The organism is Pseudomonas sp. 5P_5.1_Bac1, assembly GCF_025466015.1.
Taxonomy (GTDB): Bacteria; Pseudomonadota; Gammaproteobacteria; order Pseudomonadales; family Pseudomonadaceae; genus Aquipseudomonas.
The window spans coordinates 48,146-65,273 of record NZ_JANLNX010000059.1 but is presented as its reverse complement, the minus strand read 5'-3'; the positions used below and the strand labels follow the sequence as shown (position 1 = coordinate 65,273).

Sequence of the window (17,128 nt, the reverse complement as noted above, 5' to 3'; positions counted from 1 at the left end):
TGTTAACTCCCAATCGCGAACCAGCGAGCAGCTACGGACTGATCCGATCTGGCGTTCTCGAACGAGACCAAAAGACCAGAGGCGTCATAAACGTTTGATGCAACACCGCTGCTGCGCGGTTCGGATGTTCCTACGTTGCTGGTGGTGACGAACAATGCGCCAGAGGGGAACTGAATGGGGTAGGCGAAATAAGCGGTCGTTGTTCCAATGGTATTGACGAGTTGCGCCGAAGTGGCGCCCCATTGCAGGATCAATCCGCCCAGCCACTTCGGTAGAACCACATAACCGTTACCGCCAACAAGCATGCGAAAACCCCAGCGCAACTTGAAGGGTGTAACGACGTTGGTATCGGTGCTTCCGGCATCAACTTCTGCCTGACTCGCAACTTGACCAACCAGCAAAGGCAACCCGTTCCATTTCAGCTTGCCAACAGAGTCCATCACCAACTTGCCAGCGATGTTACCTAACCAATGGAACCCGATTCCCGGCGCAAACATTTCGCGGGTTTCCGTCCCACCCACTTCTCCGGCCTCACGCAAGATGAGTGCACCAGAGGCGTAGGTTCCGGTTGGTTCTCCGGTAGTCGGCGAGGAGAGCACTGGCTGCTGCATACTAACGCTACCTACCGCCAGCGCCTTGTCCTTGTCCGCTTTTTTGGCAAATAGGGACTGAAGCTGATCGATCGTAAAGGTGTCAGTGATTCCATAACCAGCCAGCGTTGTAGCCCTGTCCGCCTTCTCAGTGGGCCTGAAATTTCCTGCGTGCCAAACCTCCCGGACAGGACCAAACTTTCCTTCAGCCCTACATGTGCGGATAAGCATGACCGGTTCGGCAGTTCCTTGGGTAAAAGCAACTTGCGCCGTGTAGCCTCGGTCAGAGTAAGGAAGATTCAACAGGCTGACGTAGTTTCTCAGCGTATTTTCACCAGCCCCAACGTAGTAGAAACCGCCAGGCAGCCCTACCGTATCTGCATTTGCTACAGGTGCCGAACTGGAACCAAGACCGACCTCTCCACGCTTTATCCCGTCGGCGATACCGTAACCATCCAACGTGGTCGGGTTGGAACCATTGACCACTACGCCGCGGTTATTGACTTCGACTTTTGTAAAGGTCCCCGCCTGCCGAGTAGGTGGCAACACAGTCATGATCACCGTCTCGATGTAATCCCGCGTCGCCAGCACCACCGCAGGATCAATCTTCAACTGCACATTGGCCGTACTGGTCACGATCAGGTTCAACCGCACCACCTGCGTCTTGCCAGTCCCCTGGCTCAGCAGCGGTTTGAAGCTCGGCGCACAGTTGGCCACCGCGACCAGGTCGCCAGCGGCATCGTAGAGACCAATTTCGCGAATCCACCAACCACCCTCATCCGGCGGAATCACCTGCTCGGCAATGATGATGCTGGCGTTTTTCGGATCGACAGTGAGCTGATTCAGCGGCGCACGACGCCGCTCATTGATCAGCTTGGTCTGAGTGCGCGACGGCACCGGGTCGGTATTGTTGGCATCGCCCACGCCCATCTGGGCGAAGGTCCAGGGCACGCCCAAAGCATTCGCGTTGGCCTGTTTGGCCTCCCCCACCGCAGTGAGGATCGCGAAGAACTGGCTGTTCTGGTCAGTCATGAGTAAACGTCCAGGGTTTCGATTTGATGGTCACGGCCGATGAAGCCGTGGTTGCCGCGCACCTCGATGTCTCGAAGGATGGGCGGGTAAATGTCGATGTCGTCGCCTTCGCTCAGGCCCAGGGCAACGCGTAGGTAGCCCTTGGTATCAAGGGCAATGGCCAAGCCGATGAGGTGCCGGCTGACAGGCCGGGCATCGTCGATCAGGGCGGTTAGCTCCTCGTAGGTCTCTTCGCTGATGCCGCTTTCGGACACGCCGATCTTCAGCGAGAACGTCCCCGGCACGCCTTGCGGCACGGTGTTGAACCACTCGGCCACTTCAATCAGGTAACCGAAGGGCTCGACCACCCGGCGCAACGCACTGAGGGTGCCCTTGCGGGCATGCACGTCGAACGAGGAACGGATCACCGCGCGCTTGACCGGATCGGACCAACTGTCATTCCAGCGGTCCACCGACCAGGCCCAGGCCAGTTGGTGCAACAGGTGCGACGGGCAAGTGTCGGGGTTGTACAGCACACGCAGCGGGATCTCGGGAGCGTCGGTCGATGCCGCCTCGATGGCCCGCTCCAGCAATGTGCTGTTGATAGGCAGGAGGCTAGTCATGTCAGCCTCCCAGCTTTAGATCGAAGCCGGTACACCATGCCGCTTGCGCCTTGCTCGGGCGGATATCGGTCCAGCCTGTCAGCTCGACCCGGGCCACGCCGCTGATGTGCAATTGTGCGTCGATGGCCGAGCGCGGCACCTCAACACCCAAACGCCGCCGCGGATTGATCCAGGCCTGCAAGCGGCGCCGACACTCGGCCAAGGTCGCCTCGTTCTCCGGACCGTTGCCGACCATGTGCAGCACGGCGTTGATCTGGTACGGCAGGATTTCGGCGCTGCGAACATTCAGGCGGTCGGCCACGGGCCGAACATCGTCCGCGTTCAAATGCGCCGTCACCTGTGCCAGCAGCTCAGCGCTGGCGACACCCCAGCCGTCAAGGCTCAGCACCGTGACATCCACGACCGCCGGCGAAGAACTCTCCGCCGTAGCATCGGCCACCATTCCCGCGGCATTACGAGCATGGAGGATGTAACTGTTGCGCGGGCCCGCGGTGGTCAGCCCTTCGTAAACCAGTTGAATACGCTCACGCAGCGCGTCGTCTTCTTCAAGAATGCGTTCGGTCGGCGGTACGCTGTTGGGATCCGCCTCCTGCACCACCAAACGTTGCAAACGAACGTTAGCCGCCAGTTGGTCGAGATCGCTGCCAATGGCATAGGCCAGCAGCAACGCCTTGGCCGCATCATTGACCCGAGCCCGGTTGAGCAGGGTCCGATAGGCGCCGACTTCCAACAGCTTGGTCACCGGGTCGCTTTCCAACTGCGCGTTCCAGCTCTCGCCCATGTGCGCCTTGAAGGCCGCCAGGTCGCCTTGGAAGATGTCCTCGAAATCCAGATCTTCCAACACCTGCGGCGCGGGCAGCGCCGAGAGTTCGATACCACTCATGCCGTCACCTCCAGGATCTGGCTATCGCCCAGGTATTGTCCGGTGAGTTGCAGGCTCACTTGCCCGTTCACCACTGACAGCACCCGGACCCGCTCCAGTTTCAGGCGTGGTTCCCAGCGCACCAGGGCACGGGCTACTTCGGCCTGTACCGCGCTTTTCCAGCCCTCGTTGACCGGCAGGTCGACGAAGCGCCGCAGCTTGCTGCCGTAGTCCGGACGCATGCGCCGGCTACCCAGCGGCGTGCCGAGGATGTCTTCGATGGACTGCCGCAAATGTGCAATGCCGGATAACGGCTGACCGGTCCGGCGATCCATTCCGATCATCGCGTCACTCCCGTAGGTCAGCACTCGACAGGCAGTGGACATACGGAAGGCCGGTGTCGACTGCGATGTTGTGATTCAGGTTCGCCATGGCGTTCTCCTTGGCATAAAAAAGCCCGCGTCGGCGGGCAGGTTTCAGTGCTTGTGGTTCGGGGTGTTGCCGGCGGTGTCGATGATCGCGCCGCCGCCGTGGATGTCCCCTGTTACCTGCAGCGCTCCGTTGATCCGCACCGGGCCATTCAAGGTCATGTTGGCGGCGGTCAGTTCGATTGCATCAGGCGTGGCCACCAGCGTGCTGCCGCCGACCTTGAGGGTGAGGGTTCCGCGCGGCAGGTCGATGCTGTAGCTGCTCGCCTGCCAGTCATAAATCAGTGAGCCACCGTCGTCGAAGCGCCAGACTTCGACGTGTTCGCGGTTGTCCGGTTGATCGCCGGCGTTGCCATAAAGGCCGGGAACGAAGGTGCCCTGCGCCGGCTCGCCGCTAGGGCTGATGAGCACGCCCTGTTCATTGATGCTCGGCGCACGCCAGTGGCGCGCCTTGCCGGCGGCCTGGCTGTGCCAGCGAACCCAGGCGCTGGTCCAGCCGGCGCCATCGGAAACCCGTACGCGGGCCGCGGCCAGGTCCACCGCCACCACCCGGCAAGGAATCAACAAGGCGGAAATCATCCGGTCATGCATGGCGCTTGCGTAGCTCATGCGAAATCCTCCGGCGCCTTGTAGTCCCCTTCCTTGCCAGGACCACTGTCCGGGTCGAAAGCAAATACCAAAGATCCTGGCGGTTGATTCGGCCAGAGCCATTGGGCTTCACCCAAGTGCAGCACCTGCTGCCATTGCAGCACCCAAATTGCCGTCGGCAAATCCGTCGCTTGCGGCAAGGCCTGGATGGCACTGGCCTCTTCGACGAAATCGATGCCCCAATATTGTTTGCGCAGCAGCACCATCAGTTGCGCAGCCAGCGCGGTGCTTTCCAGCGCCGCATCCGGGCGATGGACATCGACGGCGATGCGCGCCTCGAATGTCGCGACGATGCACGAGTGGCCATCGCCCGGATCAGTGCTCGGCCTCAAGGCGGTGATGGTGTGGAACAGCGCGGGCAGTGTCGTGTCCTGCTGCACTGTGGAGTAGCTGCCGACAGTCTCGAGCTGCGGCATGGCAGCCTTGATGGTCGCGGTGATGGCCTCATGTAGCCTGCTCAGTTCGCTCACGGTCTCTCCTTACTGTCGTTGCCTGCTTGTCCGTTCGGCTGCTCCAGGCCCAGTCGCTTCGCAGCCCAGCGTTCGTATAGGCCAATGGCCACGTCCGCACCGCCGACCGCGGTCAGGCAACCGAAGGCGCTGGCCGCCCAGATCGAAAGGCCACTGGCATAAAGCAACATCACCGTCGATACACCGCAGACCATGCAGGCTCCCGACCGCAGCGCCAACCGCCTGAACAGCGCTCCGCCGCGGGCACCGGCCCTGTCTGCTCGCCACATCTCACCGGAGACTCCGCCCAGCAACGCCAGGACAATCACCAGCCAGATCGGCATTTCCAGCAACGTCTGTTGCTCGCTTGTCACGGTCCTGCCTCCTTTGTTCTTCCCGCACAGCGACGGGCCGGACGGGGATGGGACCGAGTTGTCACTCGGCATTCCAAAAAGCCCGGTGCATCCAGGCTTTTCAGTAATGCGTTGTCGAAACGCCTGCCACGACTGGTGTGCAGGGCGCCTCCGCTTCAGATTGTTCCTCCGACCGCGGCCACCTGCCCGCCGGATAACTGCTTACGGTGCTTTACGCTGCACACCCGGGTCAGTTGCCAACCCTCTGAACAGTTGAGGCCTGTTCATCGCTGCCTGTCTCGCCGCCGGTGTCTGACCGGCTTGAGACAAACTCTATGCACGGATGCATATACAGTCAATGCATTTTTGGAAATATTTGCACTGATGGATTTGCACTAACGCATCAAATCCCCGCCCGCATTGGTCGCGAAGGGTTTTCGACAGGCGAAAAAAAACCCGCCGAAGCGGGTTTTGGGTGATGCCGGATAGGATTCAGCGGGCGTACATACCCCACCAGAACACATGACCGAGGATGGCGATCTGCTCTTCCTGCATCTGCTGGAAGCTGTAGTCCTCGTCAGGATGCTCGTCGCGGTTGAAGCTGCGCAGGCGAATACCGGTGGGCAAGCGGTAGAGCTGCTTCACCCGCAACTGCCCATTGTGATTGATCGCATAAAGGTCACCGTCGACGATGTCGCCGATGGAGCTCTTACCAGTGTTGACCCCCACCGTGGCGCCATCGCGCAATACCGGCAGCATGCTGTTGCCACGCACCGTCACGCACTTGGCATGATCGAACTGCACGCCGTTGTGACGCAGGCTGCGCTTACCGAAACGCAAACGCGCGCGCTCGCTTTCTTCGATGACGAATCTTCCTGATCCTGCTGCCAACTCGACCTCACGAAGAAAAGGAACGGAAACCTCGTCGTCCTCGACGGGGGTTTCATCGTCCCACAGGCTGATATCGCGCAATTCGGCATGATCGACAGACAGGCCCGGCTCGCGGCTGTCGCCCAGGTCGACACGACCGCGTAGCTGGTCAGTGCTCACGCCGAAATACTCGGCGATTTTCGACACATGCTTGTCCGAAGGATCGACGATCTTCTCGCCGAGAATCCGCGACAGCGTGGATTGGGGCACGCCGGTTCGCCGGTGCAACTCCGTGGCGGAGATCCCGTGGCGGTCCAGCAGTGATTTAAGGACGGTGGCTACATTGCGCTTTTGCATGGAACGCATACTGCCGAGGGTCAACAGGAAAAGCAATGCGAATATGCATTGGTCGTTCAACCTGAAAGACACGCACGCCCTTGTGCCTGCGAGAATTTGACATACCCCCGTCTCAGCGTCGCAGGAGAAATCCCTGTAGTATTAGCGCCCTTCACTACCTTCCAAAAGACACCCGCTGTAAGGCCTTGAATGTCTGATCTCTCCGCACACACCCCGATGATGCAGCAATACTGGAAGCTGAAAAATCAGCATCCCGAACAGCTGATGTTCTACCGCATGGGCGACTTCTACGAGATCTTCTACGAAGACGCGAAGAAAGCCGCAAAACTCCTGGATATCACCCTGACCGCCCGCGGTCAGTCGGCCGGGCAGTCGATTCCCATGTGCGGCATCCCCTTCCACTCGCTCGAAGGCTATCTGGCCAAGCTGGTGAAGCTGGGCGAGTCGGTGGTGATCTGCGAGCAGATCGGCGACCCGGCCACCAGCAAGGGCCCGGTGGAACGCCAGGTGGTGCGGATCATCACGCCCGGAACGATCAGTGATGAAGCACTGCTGGATGAGCGCCGCGACAACCTGATCGCCGCCGTTCTCGGCGATGAGCGACTGTTTGGCCTGGCGGTGCTGGACATCACCAGCGGTAACTTCACGGTGCAAGAGCTCAAAGGCTGGGAAAACCTGCTGGCCGAGCTGGAGCGGATCAACCCGGTGGAGCTGCTGATCCCGGACGATTGGCCGCAAGGTCTGCCCGCCGAGAAACGCCGTGGCTCACGCCGCCGCGCTCCGTGGGATTTCGACCGTGATTCAGCCCGCAAAAGCCTTTGCCAGCAGTTCTCGACCCAGGACCTTAAAGGCTTCGGTTGCGACAAGCTGACCCTGGCGATCGGCGCCGCCGGCTGCCTGCTGGGCTACGCCAAGGAAACCCAGCGCACCGCCCTGCCCCACCTGCGCAGCCTCAAGCATGAGCGCCTGGATGACACCGTTATCCTCGATGGCGCCAGCCGGCGCAACCTGGAGCTGGACGTCAACCTCGCTGGTGGACGCGACAACACCCTGCAATCGGTGATCGATCGCTGCCAGACCGCCATGGGTAGCCGTCTGCTGACCCGTTGGCTGAACCGACCGCTGCGCGACCTTAAAGTCCTGCAAGCACGCCAAGGTTCGATTCGCTGCCTGCTCGACAGCTATCGCTTCGAACGGCTGCAACCTCAGTTGAAAGACATCGGCGATATCGAGCGGATTCTCGCCCGTATCGGCCTGCGCAACGCTCGACCGCGCGACCTGGCACGCCTGCGTGATGCACTCGGCGCCCTGCCCGAGCTACAGAACGCCATGGCCGAGCTGGAAGCGCCGCATCTGGCCCGCCTGGCAGCCATCGCCGGGACTTATCCGGAACTGGCCGATCTGCTGGAAAAAGCCATCATCGACAACCCGCCAGCCGTCATCCGCGACGGCGGCGTGCTGAAGACCGGCTACGACAGCGAACTGGACGAACTGCTGTCGATCAGCGAGAACGCCGGCCAGTTCCTGATCGACCTGGAAGCCCGCGAAAAGGCCCGCACCGGCCTTGCCAACCTCAAGGTCGGCTATAACCGCGTTCACGGCTATTTCATCGAACTGCCCAGCAAACAGGCCGAGCAAGCGCCGGCGGACTATATCCGTCGCCAGACCCTCAAGGGCGCCGAGCGCTTTATCACGCCTGAGCTGAAGGTATTCGAAGACAAGGCGCTGTCGGCGAAGAGCCGCGCCCTGGCCCGCGAGAAGATGCTCTATGACGCGCTGCTGGAAACGCTGATCAGCCATCTCGCACCACTGCAGGACACCGCTGCGGCCTTGGCCGAGCTGGACGTGCTGAGCAACATGGCCGAGCGCGCCCTGACCTTGGACCTGAACTGTCCGACCTTCGTGGACGAGCCGTGCATGAAGATCGACCAGGGACGCCACCCGGTGGTCGAACAGGTGCTGACCAGCCCCTTCGTGGCCAACGACCTGTCCCTGGATGACAGCACCCGCATGCTGATCATCACCGGTCCGAACATGGGCGGTAAGTCCACCTACATGCGTCAGACCGCATTGATCGTGCTGCTGGCTCATATTGGCAGCTACGTGCCCGCAGCCGGCTGCCAACTGTCGCTGGTGGACCGCATCTTCACCCGGATCGGTTCCAGCGATGATCTGGCCGGCGGCCGTTCCACCTTCATGGTGGAAATGAGCGAAACCGCCAACATCCTGCACAACGCCACCGAACGCAGCCTGGTGCTGATGGACGAAGTGGGTCGTGGCACCAGCACCTTCGACGGTCTGTCGCTGGCGTGGGCCGCTGCCGAGCGACTGGCTCAACTGCGCGCTTACACGTTGTTCGCCACGCACTATTTCGAGCTGACCGTGTTGCCGGAAAGCGAGCCGCTGGTGGCCAACGTGCATCTGAACGCCACCGAGCACAACGAGCGCATCGTCTTCCTGCATCACGTGCTCCCAGGCCCAGCCAGCCAGAGCTATGGCCTAGCGGTAGCGCAACTGGCGGGCGTACCGTCCGTGGTGATTCAACGGGCCCGCGAGCACCTCGGCCGACTGGAGACCTCCAGCCTGCCTCATGACGTGCCCAAGGCGGTCTCCAGCCCAAGCGCGCCACAAGTCCCGCACCAGAGCGACATGTTCGCCAGCCTGCCGCACCCGGCGATTGAAAGGATCGGCAAACTCGACATGGACAACATGACGCCGCGCCAAGCTATCGAAATGCTCTATGAACTGAAGACTCTGTTATAACGCGCGGCCTTACAAGCTGTTAGAATCCCGCGCGGTTTGGCGGAGCGGCGAGTTATTAGCCTGGCTCGCCGCCAACCTACCAAACCGAGCGGCCCTGACTGGAAGGGCACCGCTGCCGTCGCCTGAGGAGAGAATTAGAAATGACCTTCGTCGTCACCGACAACTGCATCAAGTGCAAGTACACCGACTGCGTAGAAGTCTGTCCGGTGGACTGCTTCTACGAAGGCCCGAACTTCCTGGTCATTCACCCGGATGAGTGCATCGATTGTGCGCTGTGCGAGCCTGAATGCCCCGCCCAAGCCATCTTCTCGGAAGATGAAGTTCCTGATGACATGCAGGAGTTCATCGAGCTGAACGCCGAGCTGGCGGAAATCTGGCCGAACATCACCGAAAAGAAAGACGCTCTGGCGGAAGCCGAAGAGTTCGACGGCGTCAAAGGCAAGATCAAGGATCTGGAGCGCTGAGTCCCAGACTTGCGCCACGATCAACAAAAAAGGCCCTGACGGGCCTTTTTTCATTTTTCGCAGACAAAAAAAGGGGCGGTTTGACCCGCCCACATTTTTTTCCGTAGTCCCTGTATTCCCTATCATCATCCTGATGAATCGCGTCTTGCGATGTCCTTGGTCTTCATCCGTTGAAAACCTGTGTCAGTCCGTAGACACAGGTCAAATATTAACGTTTGCCGCCGCCGCCGCAACTGGCAATGGCTCTCAAAAAAAGACACATGGGTTGTCGACGCACTCTTATAAATGCTTATTTTTCAATGATTTATAAAAAATTCAGACCATATTGAACGTAAAATTTACCCCTATTTACTGCAAATGCTTACATGCAATGTAAGTGATGACTTACACAAAAACACTCAGCTCTGACGGAACTCACTCAGGCAGCCGCATAAACAAGAACGCCCCGATCAGGTCGGGGTGTTCTGTGGGCAAGGCGGATCGTTTTAATTATTGAAACAGCGACTCGCTGGACAGGCCATTCTTCTCCAGGATCTCACGCAAGCGCTTGAGCCCTTCGACCTGAATCTGACGCACCCGCTCACGGGTCAGGCCAATCTCCAGCCCTACATCTTCCAGGGTGCTGCTCTCATGACCGCGCAGACCGAAGCGGCGAATCACCACCTCACGCTGCTTGTCAGTCAGCTCGCTTAGCCACTGATCGATGCTCTGGGACAAATCATCGTCCTGCAACAGCTCGCAAGGATCCGTTGGGCGATCATCTGTCAGGGTGTCGAGCAGTGTCTTGTCCGAATCCGGACCCAGCGATACATCCACCGAGGAAACCCGCTCGTTGAGCCCAAGCATCCGCTTGACCTCGGCAACCGGCTTCTCGAGTAGATTGGCGATCTCTTCCGGGGAAGGCTCGTGGTCGAGTTTCTGGGTCAGCTCGCGCGCGGCGCGCAGATAGACGTTCAGTTCCTTGACCACATGGATGGGCAGGCGAATGGTCCGCGTCTGGTTCATGATCGCGCGTTCGATGGTCTGCCGGATCCACCAGGTGGCATAGGTGGAGAAACGGAAGCCGCGCTCAGGATCGAACTTCTCGACCGCACGGATCAGACCGAGGTTGCCCTCTTCGATCAGGTCGAGCAGGGAAAGCCCCCTGTTGACGTAGCGCCGGGCGATCTTCACCACCAGCCGCAGGTTGCTCTCGATCATCCGCTTGCGTCCCGCCGGGTCGCCGCTTTGCGACAGGCGCGCAAAATGGACTTCCTCTTCGGGTGTAAGCAGAGGGGAGAAACCGATTTCATTCAGATATAACTGGGTCGCATCAAGTGCTCGGGTGTAATCGATGTACTTGTGCTGTTTGAGCGAAGAGCCTTGTTTGGCCCTTGTCCGAACCGGAGATACAGCAGGTTCGTCTGACACCACGTCCGTTTCCAAAACGATGCCGGTCTCCATGAGGAGAACCTCATCGTCGATGTCAAACTCCGGCACTTCTTTACTGAGAGCCATTGTTATAGTCCTTTGCTGAGTTCGAACTCAGACTCGAGCGTACCTTATCCATGGCATCGCTAGAGCCTGTCCCCATTACGCTAAGGAACAGGCCGGGTACCAACCAATCAGCGGTTTGGCAGGAACTGCAAGGGGTCTACCGGTTTGCCCAATCGGCGAATCTCAAAGTGAAGTTTCACCCGATCTGTGCCAGTGGACCCCATTTCGGCAATTGTCTGCCCGACCTTGACCTGCTGTCCCTCCCGAACCAAAAGCCTGCGGTTATGACCGTAGGCACTAACGTAGGTTTCATTGTGCTTGATGATTACGAGTTCACCGTAGCCCCGCAAGCCACTACCGGCGTACACCACCGAACCATCAGACGCTGCAAAAACAGGCTGTCCCAAATCCCCGGCGATATCAATGCCTTTATTCAAACTACCGTTTGAAGCAAATTTTCCAATCAACACGCCGTTTGCCGGCCACGCCCAACCGCCACTGGAACGCTCTGCGGCGGGCACCTGCGTGGGCGCTGTGGAAGGTGTGATGATCGGGGCCGTCGTGGCCGTACCTGTCGATTTCACCGGCGGTGGGGTACCGGCGGGACGCCGTGTCACCGTGGTTTTGCTCGACGGCGACGTTGACGAAACGACCCGTGAAGAGGTGGAACCGGGCTCGTCGAAACGGATCGTTTGGCCAGGACGGATGGTGTAGGGCTGCGCGATGCTGTTGCGGGCGGCCAGGGCCTTGTAGTCCCAGCCGTAGCGGAAGGCAATGGAGAACAACGTGTCCCCGGGACGTACGACATATTGCCCGGAAGTGACCGCAGGACGTTTGGCGGCTGCACTGTTGCGATCAACCACGCGTGCGCTGCTGGAAGAAGAAGAGGTGCTGGAGCAACCTGTCACCAGCGTGCCAAAGGCAAGTGCAACCACCAGAAGCCTGATGCTTGAAAGACCCATACGCTGCCCAATGACTGTTTGACTCACCCGCCGCTCCCTTAAATGGTGTCGAGTTTGAAAATGCAATAACGTTGCAATTATAACCAGGCATGAGCGTCTTGCGCGCTCTGAACAGGTGCAAAACGTGAACCGTTGCAGACTCAGGTTTACAGTGCCCGCCTCATAGACCCGGCGTCGACCCGAGAATTCGCCGATTCTGAAAATAAAGACCGGTCAGGACAGGGTTCCGTTGAGCAGCGGAACGAAGCGCACTGCGCCCAGCACACGCCGGGAGAATCCATGTTCCTCGCGGACGATCAGCAGTAGCTGCTGGGCCTCGCCCACGGCGCCTACGGGGATCACCATGCGTCCGCCTGGTGCCAATTGATCCAGCAGCGCCTGAGGCACTTCCGGTGCTACCGCGGTGACGATGATCCCGTTGTACGGAGCCAATGCCGGCCAGCCTTCGCTGCCGTCGCCCCAACGAAACACCACATTACGCAGGTTCAGTTCGGTCAGACGCTCCTTGGCGCGATCCTGCAGCACCTTGATGCGCTCTACCGAGAACACCCGCTCCACCAACTGCGCCAGCACAGCGGTCTGGTAGCCGGAGCCGGTGCCGATTTCCAGCACCTTGTCCAAAGGTCCCGCCTCAAGCAGCACTTCGCTCATGTGAGCGACCATGAAAGGCTGTGAAATGGTCTGGTTATGGCCGATCGGCAAGGCGGTGTCTTCATAGGCGCGATGCGCCAGCGCTTCATCGACGAACAAATGCCGCGGCGTAAGACGCAGTACATCCAGCACTCGGGGATTGGACACCCCTTCCTCACACAGGCGCTGGATCAGCCGCTCGCGGGTCCGCTGGGAGGTCATGCCGATACCGCGGCGCATCATGTCGCCCTGATCACGCATCAAAGCACGCCCTCCAACCATCCATCCATGCGTTCGAAGGCATCATGGAAGGTGCGGTCCAGTTGCAGTGGCGTGATCGACACATAGCCCTGCATGACCGCATGGAAGTCCGTACCCGGACCACCGTCCTCGGCATCACCGGCCACCGCAATCCAGTAGCCTTCCTTGCCACGCGGATTGACCTCCTTGATCGGAGCCGCGGCCCGCGCGCGGTGCCCCAGTCGGGTCAGCTGGATGCCGCGAATGCGATCAAGCGGCAGGTTCGGAATATTGACGTTGAGCACCGTCCGCGGCGGCAGTTCCAGGCGCTGTTGCGCCTCGACCAGCTTGCGCGCGATGTAGGCGGCGGTCGGCAGGTTGTCGGGCAGGCGCGACAGCAGCGAGAACGCGAACGAGGTGCCCCCCAGGAAACGCCCTTCCAGCGCTGCAGCGACAGTGCCCGAATACAGCACATCATCACCCAGGTTGGCGCCGAGGTTGATCCCCGACACGACCATATCCGGCACGCGATCAAGCAGGCCATTCAGGCCCAGGTGAACACAGTCGGTCGGTGTGCCGTTGATGCTGATAAAGCCGTTGGGCAGGGTTTGCGGGTGCAGCGGACGATCAAGGGTCAGCGAGCTGCTGGCGCCACTCTTGTCTTGATCCGGGGCGACCACCACACATTCGGCGTAATCCGCCAGCGCATCGTGGAGCGCGGCGAGTCCGGGTGCGATGACCCCGTCGTCATTGGAAATCAGAATACGCATGGGCTGTCCGTCTGCCCTACCGGGACCAGGTCAATGAGTTCGCGCACCACGACGGTGGCGAAACATCCGGCCGGCAGGATGAATTCCAGTTGCAGGGTATCAGGCTCTGGATAATGCCACGTCAGACGCCCAATGGGCAGTCGCAGAATGCGTCGTTCCTGCTTCAGCGCAGCATTGCCAAGCCATTCGCAAAGGGCTGCTTCCTGGGTGGCGATACGCTGCTCGATGGCGCCGCCCAACCCCTGCGTCGCGGGTAACCCTTCGCCCCACAACGGCCCGGTAGGATGCAGGTCGAGAATTGCCAATCGTGGATCGCTGCATTCCGGCTCGCCTGCCGGAAAGAAGCTACGGCTATCAGTGAATGCCAGAAGATCGCCAACCTGGGCACGCTGCCAGCTACCGTCGCTCACACGCTCGGCCAGCACCCGGTTGAACAGATAGCTGCGAGCACTGGAAAGCACCCGGGAACGCAGGTTGCGCTGCTCCGGCAGGGCCTTGCGCTCGGCCCAGTGGCGCGCCTCTTCGACGTTGCCTCCCTGATGCCCAAAACGCTGGGTGCCAAAGTAGTTGGGAACACCCTCGGCTTTCAGTTGTTCGAGACGAGCATCCAGCGCCGCGTGATCCGCCTGGAGCCGGGTCAGTCGCAGGGTGAAGCCGTTGGCCGAATGGGCGCCACGCTGCAACTTGCGCGAATGGCGAGTGCGCTTGAGGATGCGCAGGGTTTCGTTTTCGGCGGCGCTCAGGTCCGGATTGGCCTTGCCTGGCAAATGCAGGCTGAACCACTGACGGGTCAGGGCCTGGCGGTCCTTCAGCCCGGCGTAGCTGATGGTCTTCAGCGGAACACCAGCGGCACGGGCCAGACGGCGGGCGGCCTCTTCGGTGTTGAGATCACGCTTCTCGACCCACAGCCAAAGGTGCTCACCCTCTCCCGACAGCGGGATGTCGAGCACTTCATCGACCTGGAAGTCTTCCGCAACGGCCTTGAGCACTGCGCTACCCAGTGCCGGCCCGCTGGCGCGCGGACCGAGAAGATCGAGTTCGGTCATGCGGGCAGCAACAACGCGACGGCATGCACGGCAATGCCTTCTTCACGCCCGGTAAAGCCGAGTTTTTCGGTGGTGGTGGCCTTGACGTTGACCTGGTCGAGCTCGACCTGCAGGTCTTCGGCGATCAGCTCGCGCATGGTTTCGATATGCGGCGCCATCTTCGGTGCCTGGGCAACGATGGTTGCGTCGACGTTGCCGACCTTCCAGCCCTTGGCCTGGACGATGCCAACCACATGACGCAGCAGAACGCGACTATCAGCGCCCTTGAACTGCGGGTCGGTATCAGGGAAGTGGCGGCCGATATCACCCAGCGCGGCGGCGCCAAGCAAGGCATCGCTCAGGGCATGCAACAGCACGTCGCCATCGGAATGGGCGAGCAGCCCGAACTTGTGCGGGATCCGCACGCCTCCCAAGGTGATGAAGTCGCCGTCCGCGAAGCGGTGCACATCGTAGCCGTGGCCAATACGCATAAAAAAACGCCCTGATTGAGTCAGGGCGTGATTCTACCTACTTTGCCGGGCCTTGGGCTTGAATTGTAGGACTCAGTCCTGGCCAATCCCCAAGGCTGTGGCGTGATGTCGCAGGTGGTCATCGATGAAGCTGGCGATGAAGTAATAGCTGTGGTCATAGCCCGGCTGCAAGCGCAGTTGCAGCGGGTAGCCCGCGGCTTGCGCGGCCTGTTGCAGCACCTGCGGCTTGAGCTGGTTTTCCAGGAAGTCGTCGCGATCGCCCTGGTCTACGAGCAACGGCAAGCGCTCGCTGGCCTGGGCGATCAGAACGCTGGCATCCCACTCGCGCCAGCGCGAACGGTCTTCGCCCAGATAGCGGCTGAACGCTTTCTGACCCCACGGGCAATCCATCGGATTGCTGATGGGCGCGAAGGCCGACACCGACACATAGCGCCCCGGATTGCGCAGCGCGCAGACCAGCGCACCGTGCCCGCCCATGGAATGACCGCTGATGGCACGCAGGGTCGAGGCCGGGAAATGCCCCTCGATCAGTGCCGGCAATTCACTCACCACGTAATCGTACATGCGGTAGTTGGCCGCCCACGGCTGTTGCGTGGCGTTCACGTAGAAACCCGCGCCGAGGCCGAAATCCCAGGCACCGTCAGGATCGCCCGGCACCTGCGCGCCACGCGGACTGGTGTCCGGCGCGACGATGATCATCCCCAGCTCGGCGGCGAGCTTGTGCGCGCCAGCTTTCTGCATGAAGTTCTCGTCGGTGCAGGTCAGGCCGCTCAGCCAGTACAGCACCGGCAGCTTGCCGCCCTGCTCGGCCTGCGGAGGCAGGTAGACGGCGAAAACCATGTCGCAACCGAGTGCTTCGGAGCGGTGGCGGTAACGCTTGTGCCAGCCACCGGAACTCTTCTGACAGGAAATGTTTTCCAGGCTCATGAGCACCTCAGAAATGGATGACGCTGCGGATGCTCTTGCCTTCGTGCATCAGGTCGAAGGCCTTGTTGATGTCCTCCAGCCCCATGGTGTGGGTGATGAAGGTATCCAGCGGGATCTCGCCTTTTTCCGCCATGTCGACGTAGCTCGGCAGTTCGCTGCGGCCACGCACGCCACCAAAGGCCGAGCCACGCCAGACGCGGCCGGTGACCAGTTGGAACGGGCGGGTGGCGATTTCCTGCCCGGCACCGGCAACGCCGATGATGACCGACTCACCCCAGCCCTTGTGGCAGCATTCCAGTGCCGCACGCATCAGTTGCACGTTGCCTACGCACTCGAAGGAGAAGTCCACACCGCCGTCGGTGAGGTCGACGATCACTTCCTGGATCGGGCGGTCGTAGTCCTTCGGATTGACGCAGTCGGTCGCACCCAATTGGCGGGCGATTTCGAATTTGCTTGGGTTGATGTCGACCGCGATGATTCGCGACGCCTTGGCTTTCACCGCACCGATGATCGCCGACAGACCGATGCCGCCAAGACCGAAGACTGCCACGGTGTCACCCGGCTTGACCTTGGCGGTGTTGAGCACAGCGCCGATACCGGTGGTCACGCCGCAGCCGAGCAGGCAGACCTTTTCCAGCGGCGCCTCTTTTTGAATCTTGGCGACGGAAATTTCCGGCAGCACGGTGTACTCGGAGAAGGTCGAGGTGCCCATGTAGTGGAACAGTTGCTGACCTTTGTAGGAGAAACGGGTAGTCCCGTCTGGCATCAGGCCCTTGCCCTGGGTCGCGCGGATGGCCTGGCAGAGGTTGGTCTTGCCCGAACGACAGAATTTGCACTGGCCGCATTCCGGGGTGTACAGCGGGATCACGTGATCACCCACCGCTACCGAGGTCACGCCCTCGCCAATGGCCTCGACGATCGCGCCGCCTTCATGACCAAGGATCGACGGGAAGATACCTTCCGGGTCGGCGCCGGACAGGGTGTAGGCGTCGGTGTGGCAGACACCGCTGGCGACCACGCGCAACAGCACTTCGCCGGCCTTCGGCATGGCGACGTCGACTTCGACGATTTCCAGCGGTTTCTTGGCCTCGAAGGCAACGGCGGCACGGGACTTGATCATCAATCTTCTCCAACTGAGGGACAGTTCAAGCACGCAGTGTAATTCAAGCGCTTTTGATGAATAATCCGG

At 60.6% G+C, this 17,128-nt stretch carries 18 protein-coding genes; 2 read left to right on the top strand and 16 right to left on the bottom strand.

All coding sequences use genetic code 11. The annotated features are described in order from the left end of the window. Positions 1–2: 2 nt before the first annotated feature. The 8 genes from NTD82_RS13585 to NTD82_RS13550 form a co-directional block, all read right to left on the bottom strand. Positions 3–1,622: a phage tail protein gene (locus tag NTD82_RS13585; RefSeq protein ID WP_262129078.1), complete on the bottom strand. Its 1,620-nt coding sequence runs from the start codon at positions 1,620–1,622 to the stop codon at positions 3–5. Further along, positions 1,619–2,224, bottom strand: a complete 606-nt coding sequence (locus tag NTD82_RS13580) for a phage tail protein I (protein WP_262129077.1) — start codon at positions 2,222–2,224, stop codon at positions 1,619–1,621. The genes NTD82_RS13585 and NTD82_RS13580 overlap by 4 nt, the downstream gene beginning before the upstream one ends. Position 2,225: 1 nt before the next feature. Beyond that, entirely contained in the window at positions 2,226–3,107 is an 882-nt protein-coding gene (locus NTD82_RS13575) for a baseplate J/gp47 family protein (RefSeq protein WP_262129076.1), read from the bottom strand. Then, on the bottom strand, positions 3,104–3,430 hold the full coding sequence (locus NTD82_RS13570; RefSeq protein WP_095154049.1) for a GPW/gp25 family protein: 327 nt from the start codon (positions 3,428–3,430) through the stop codon (positions 3,104–3,106). The genes NTD82_RS13575 and NTD82_RS13570 overlap by 4 nt, the downstream gene beginning before the upstream one ends. A gap of 132 nt (positions 3,431–3,562) precedes the next feature. Continuing rightward, positions 3,563–4,123 carry a phage baseplate assembly protein V gene (locus tag NTD82_RS13565; protein ID WP_262129075.1) on the bottom strand — a complete coding sequence of 187 codons (561 nt, stop codon included), beginning with the start codon at positions 4,121–4,123 and terminating at the stop codon, positions 3,563–3,565. Next, positions 4,120–4,632: a hypothetical protein gene (locus NTD82_RS13560; RefSeq protein ID WP_262129074.1), complete on the bottom strand. Its 513-nt coding sequence runs from the start codon at positions 4,630–4,632 to the stop codon at positions 4,120–4,122. The genes NTD82_RS13565 and NTD82_RS13560 overlap by 4 nt, the downstream gene beginning before the upstream one ends. Then, the gene (locus NTD82_RS13555; RefSeq protein ID WP_095154052.1) at positions 4,629–4,985 is read right to left on the bottom strand and encodes a phage holin family protein; all 357 of its coding nucleotides are present in this window, start codon (positions 4,983–4,985) and stop codon (positions 4,629–4,631) included. The genes NTD82_RS13560 and NTD82_RS13555 overlap by 4 nt, the downstream gene beginning before the upstream one ends. A gap of 471 nt (positions 4,986–5,456) precedes the next feature. After that, a complete protein-coding gene (locus NTD82_RS13550) occupies positions 5,457–6,200 on the bottom strand; it encodes a helix-turn-helix transcriptional regulator (RefSeq protein WP_095154352.1) in 744 nt (247 codons plus the stop codon). Positions 6,201–6,380: 180 nt separating this feature from the next. Between NTD82_RS13550 and mutS the strand changes: the two genes are divergently transcribed. Together mutS and fdxA are read left to right on the top strand one after the other, a co-directional pair. After that, positions 6,381–8,954 (top strand): DNA mismatch repair protein MutS, encoded by a 2,574-nt coding sequence (mutS, locus tag NTD82_RS13545; protein WP_095154053.1) that lies wholly within the window; start codon positions 6,381–6,383, stop codon positions 8,952–8,954. Between the two features lie 140 nt (positions 8,955–9,094). Beyond that, a complete protein-coding gene (gene fdxA / locus NTD82_RS13540; protein ID WP_095154054.1) occupies positions 9,095–9,418 on the top strand; it encodes a ferredoxin FdxA in 324 nt (107 codons plus the stop codon). A 489-nt stretch (positions 9,419–9,907) separates the two neighbouring features. Here the strand turns inward: fdxA and rpoS are convergent, their stop codons facing one another. From rpoS to NTD82_RS13500, 8 genes are all read right to left on the bottom strand, one after another. Further along, positions 9,908–10,915, bottom strand: coding sequence for an RNA polymerase sigma factor RpoS (gene rpoS / locus NTD82_RS13535; RefSeq protein WP_262129073.1), 1,008 nt, complete (start codon positions 10,913–10,915; stop codon positions 9,908–9,910). Between the two features lie 107 nt (positions 10,916–11,022). Continuing rightward, positions 11,023–11,883 (bottom strand): peptidoglycan DD-metalloendopeptidase family protein, encoded by an 861-nt coding sequence (locus tag NTD82_RS13530; protein ID WP_095154056.1) that lies wholly within the window; start codon positions 11,881–11,883, stop codon positions 11,023–11,025. Between the two features lie 186 nt (positions 11,884–12,069). Next, positions 12,070–12,708 carry a protein-L-isoaspartate(D-aspartate) O-methyltransferase gene (locus NTD82_RS13525; RefSeq protein ID WP_175651925.1) on the bottom strand — a complete coding sequence of 213 codons (639 nt, stop codon included), beginning with the start codon at positions 12,706–12,708 and terminating at the stop codon, positions 12,070–12,072. A gap of 38 nt (positions 12,709–12,746) precedes the next feature. Beyond that, positions 12,747–13,496, bottom strand: coding sequence for a 5'/3'-nucleotidase SurE (gene surE / locus NTD82_RS13520; protein WP_095154058.1), 750 nt, complete (start codon positions 13,494–13,496; stop codon positions 12,747–12,749). Next, positions 13,484–14,542 carry a tRNA pseudouridine(13) synthase TruD gene (gene truD / locus NTD82_RS13515; RefSeq protein ID WP_262129072.1) on the bottom strand — a complete coding sequence of 353 codons (1,059 nt, stop codon included), beginning with the start codon at positions 14,540–14,542 and terminating at the stop codon, positions 13,484–13,486. The genes surE and truD overlap by 13 nt, the downstream gene beginning before the upstream one ends. Further along, positions 14,539–15,012, bottom strand: a complete 474-nt coding sequence (gene ispF / locus NTD82_RS13510) for a 2-C-methyl-D-erythritol 2,4-cyclodiphosphate synthase (protein ID WP_262129071.1) — start codon at positions 15,010–15,012, stop codon at positions 14,539–14,541. Before ispF ends, truD begins: the two co-directional genes overlap by 4 nt. 72 nt (positions 15,013–15,084) lie before the next feature. After that, positions 15,085–15,939 (bottom strand): S-formylglutathione hydrolase, encoded by an 855-nt coding sequence (gene fghA / locus NTD82_RS13505; protein WP_410017052.1) that lies wholly within the window; start codon positions 15,937–15,939, stop codon positions 15,085–15,087. Positions 15,940–15,946: 7 nt separating this feature from the next. Further along, positions 15,947–17,059 carry an S-(hydroxymethyl)glutathione dehydrogenase/class III alcohol dehydrogenase gene (locus tag NTD82_RS13500; RefSeq protein WP_095154062.1) on the bottom strand — a complete coding sequence of 371 codons (1,113 nt, stop codon included), beginning with the start codon at positions 17,057–17,059 and terminating at the stop codon, positions 15,947–15,949. Positions 17,060–17,128: the final 69 nt, after the last annotated feature.

Coding starts and splice junctions, on each gene's coding strand:
- truD (WP_262129072.1), bottom strand. CDS start 14,542: ATGACCGAACTCGATCTTCTCGGTCCGCGCGCCAGCGGGCCGGCACTG.
- fdxA (WP_095154054.1), top strand. CDS start 9,095: ATGACCTTCGTCGTCACCGACAACTGCATCAAGTGCAAGTACACCGAC.
- NTD82_RS13570 (WP_095154049.1), bottom strand. CDS start 3,430: ATGATCGGAATGGATCGCCGGACCGGTCAGCCGTTATCCGGCATTGCA.
- mutS (WP_095154053.1), top strand. CDS start 6,381: ATGTCTGATCTCTCCGCACACACCCCGATGATGCAGCAATACTGGAAG.
- NTD82_RS13550 (WP_095154352.1), bottom strand. CDS start 6,200: ATGCGTTCCATGCAAAAGCGCAATGTAGCCACCGTCCTTAAATCACTG.
- NTD82_RS13565 (WP_262129075.1), bottom strand. CDS start 4,123: ATGAGCTACGCAAGCGCCATGCATGACCGGATGATTTCCGCCTTGTTG.
- ispF (WP_262129071.1), bottom strand. CDS start 15,012: ATGCGTATTGGCCACGGCTACGATGTGCACCGCTTCGCGGACGGCGAC.
- NTD82_RS13500 (WP_095154062.1), bottom strand. CDS start 17,059: ATGATCAAGTCCCGTGCCGCCGTTGCCTTCGAGGCCAAGAAACCGCTG.
- NTD82_RS13580 (WP_262129077.1), bottom strand. CDS start 2,224: ATGACTAGCCTCCTGCCTATCAACAGCACATTGCTGGAGCGGGCCATC.
- rpoS (WP_262129073.1), bottom strand. CDS start 10,915: ATGGCTCTCAGTAAAGAAGTGCCGGAGTTTGACATCGACGATGAGGTT.
- surE (WP_095154058.1), bottom strand. CDS start 13,496: ATGCGTATTCTGATTTCCAATGACGACGGGGTCATCGCACCCGGACTC.
- NTD82_RS13585 (WP_262129078.1), bottom strand. CDS start 1,622: ATGACTGACCAGAACAGCCAGTTCTTCGCGATCCTCACTGCGGTGGGG.
- NTD82_RS13575 (WP_262129076.1), bottom strand. CDS start 3,107: ATGAGTGGTATCGAACTCTCGGCGCTGCCCGCGCCGCAGGTGTTGGAA.
- NTD82_RS13525 (WP_175651925.1), bottom strand. CDS start 12,708: ATGACCTCCCAGCGGACCCGCGAGCGGCTGATCCAGCGCCTGTGTGAG.
- fghA (WP_410017052.1), bottom strand. CDS start 15,939: ATGAGCCTGGAAAACATTTCCTGTCAGAAGAGTTCCGGTGGCTGGCAC.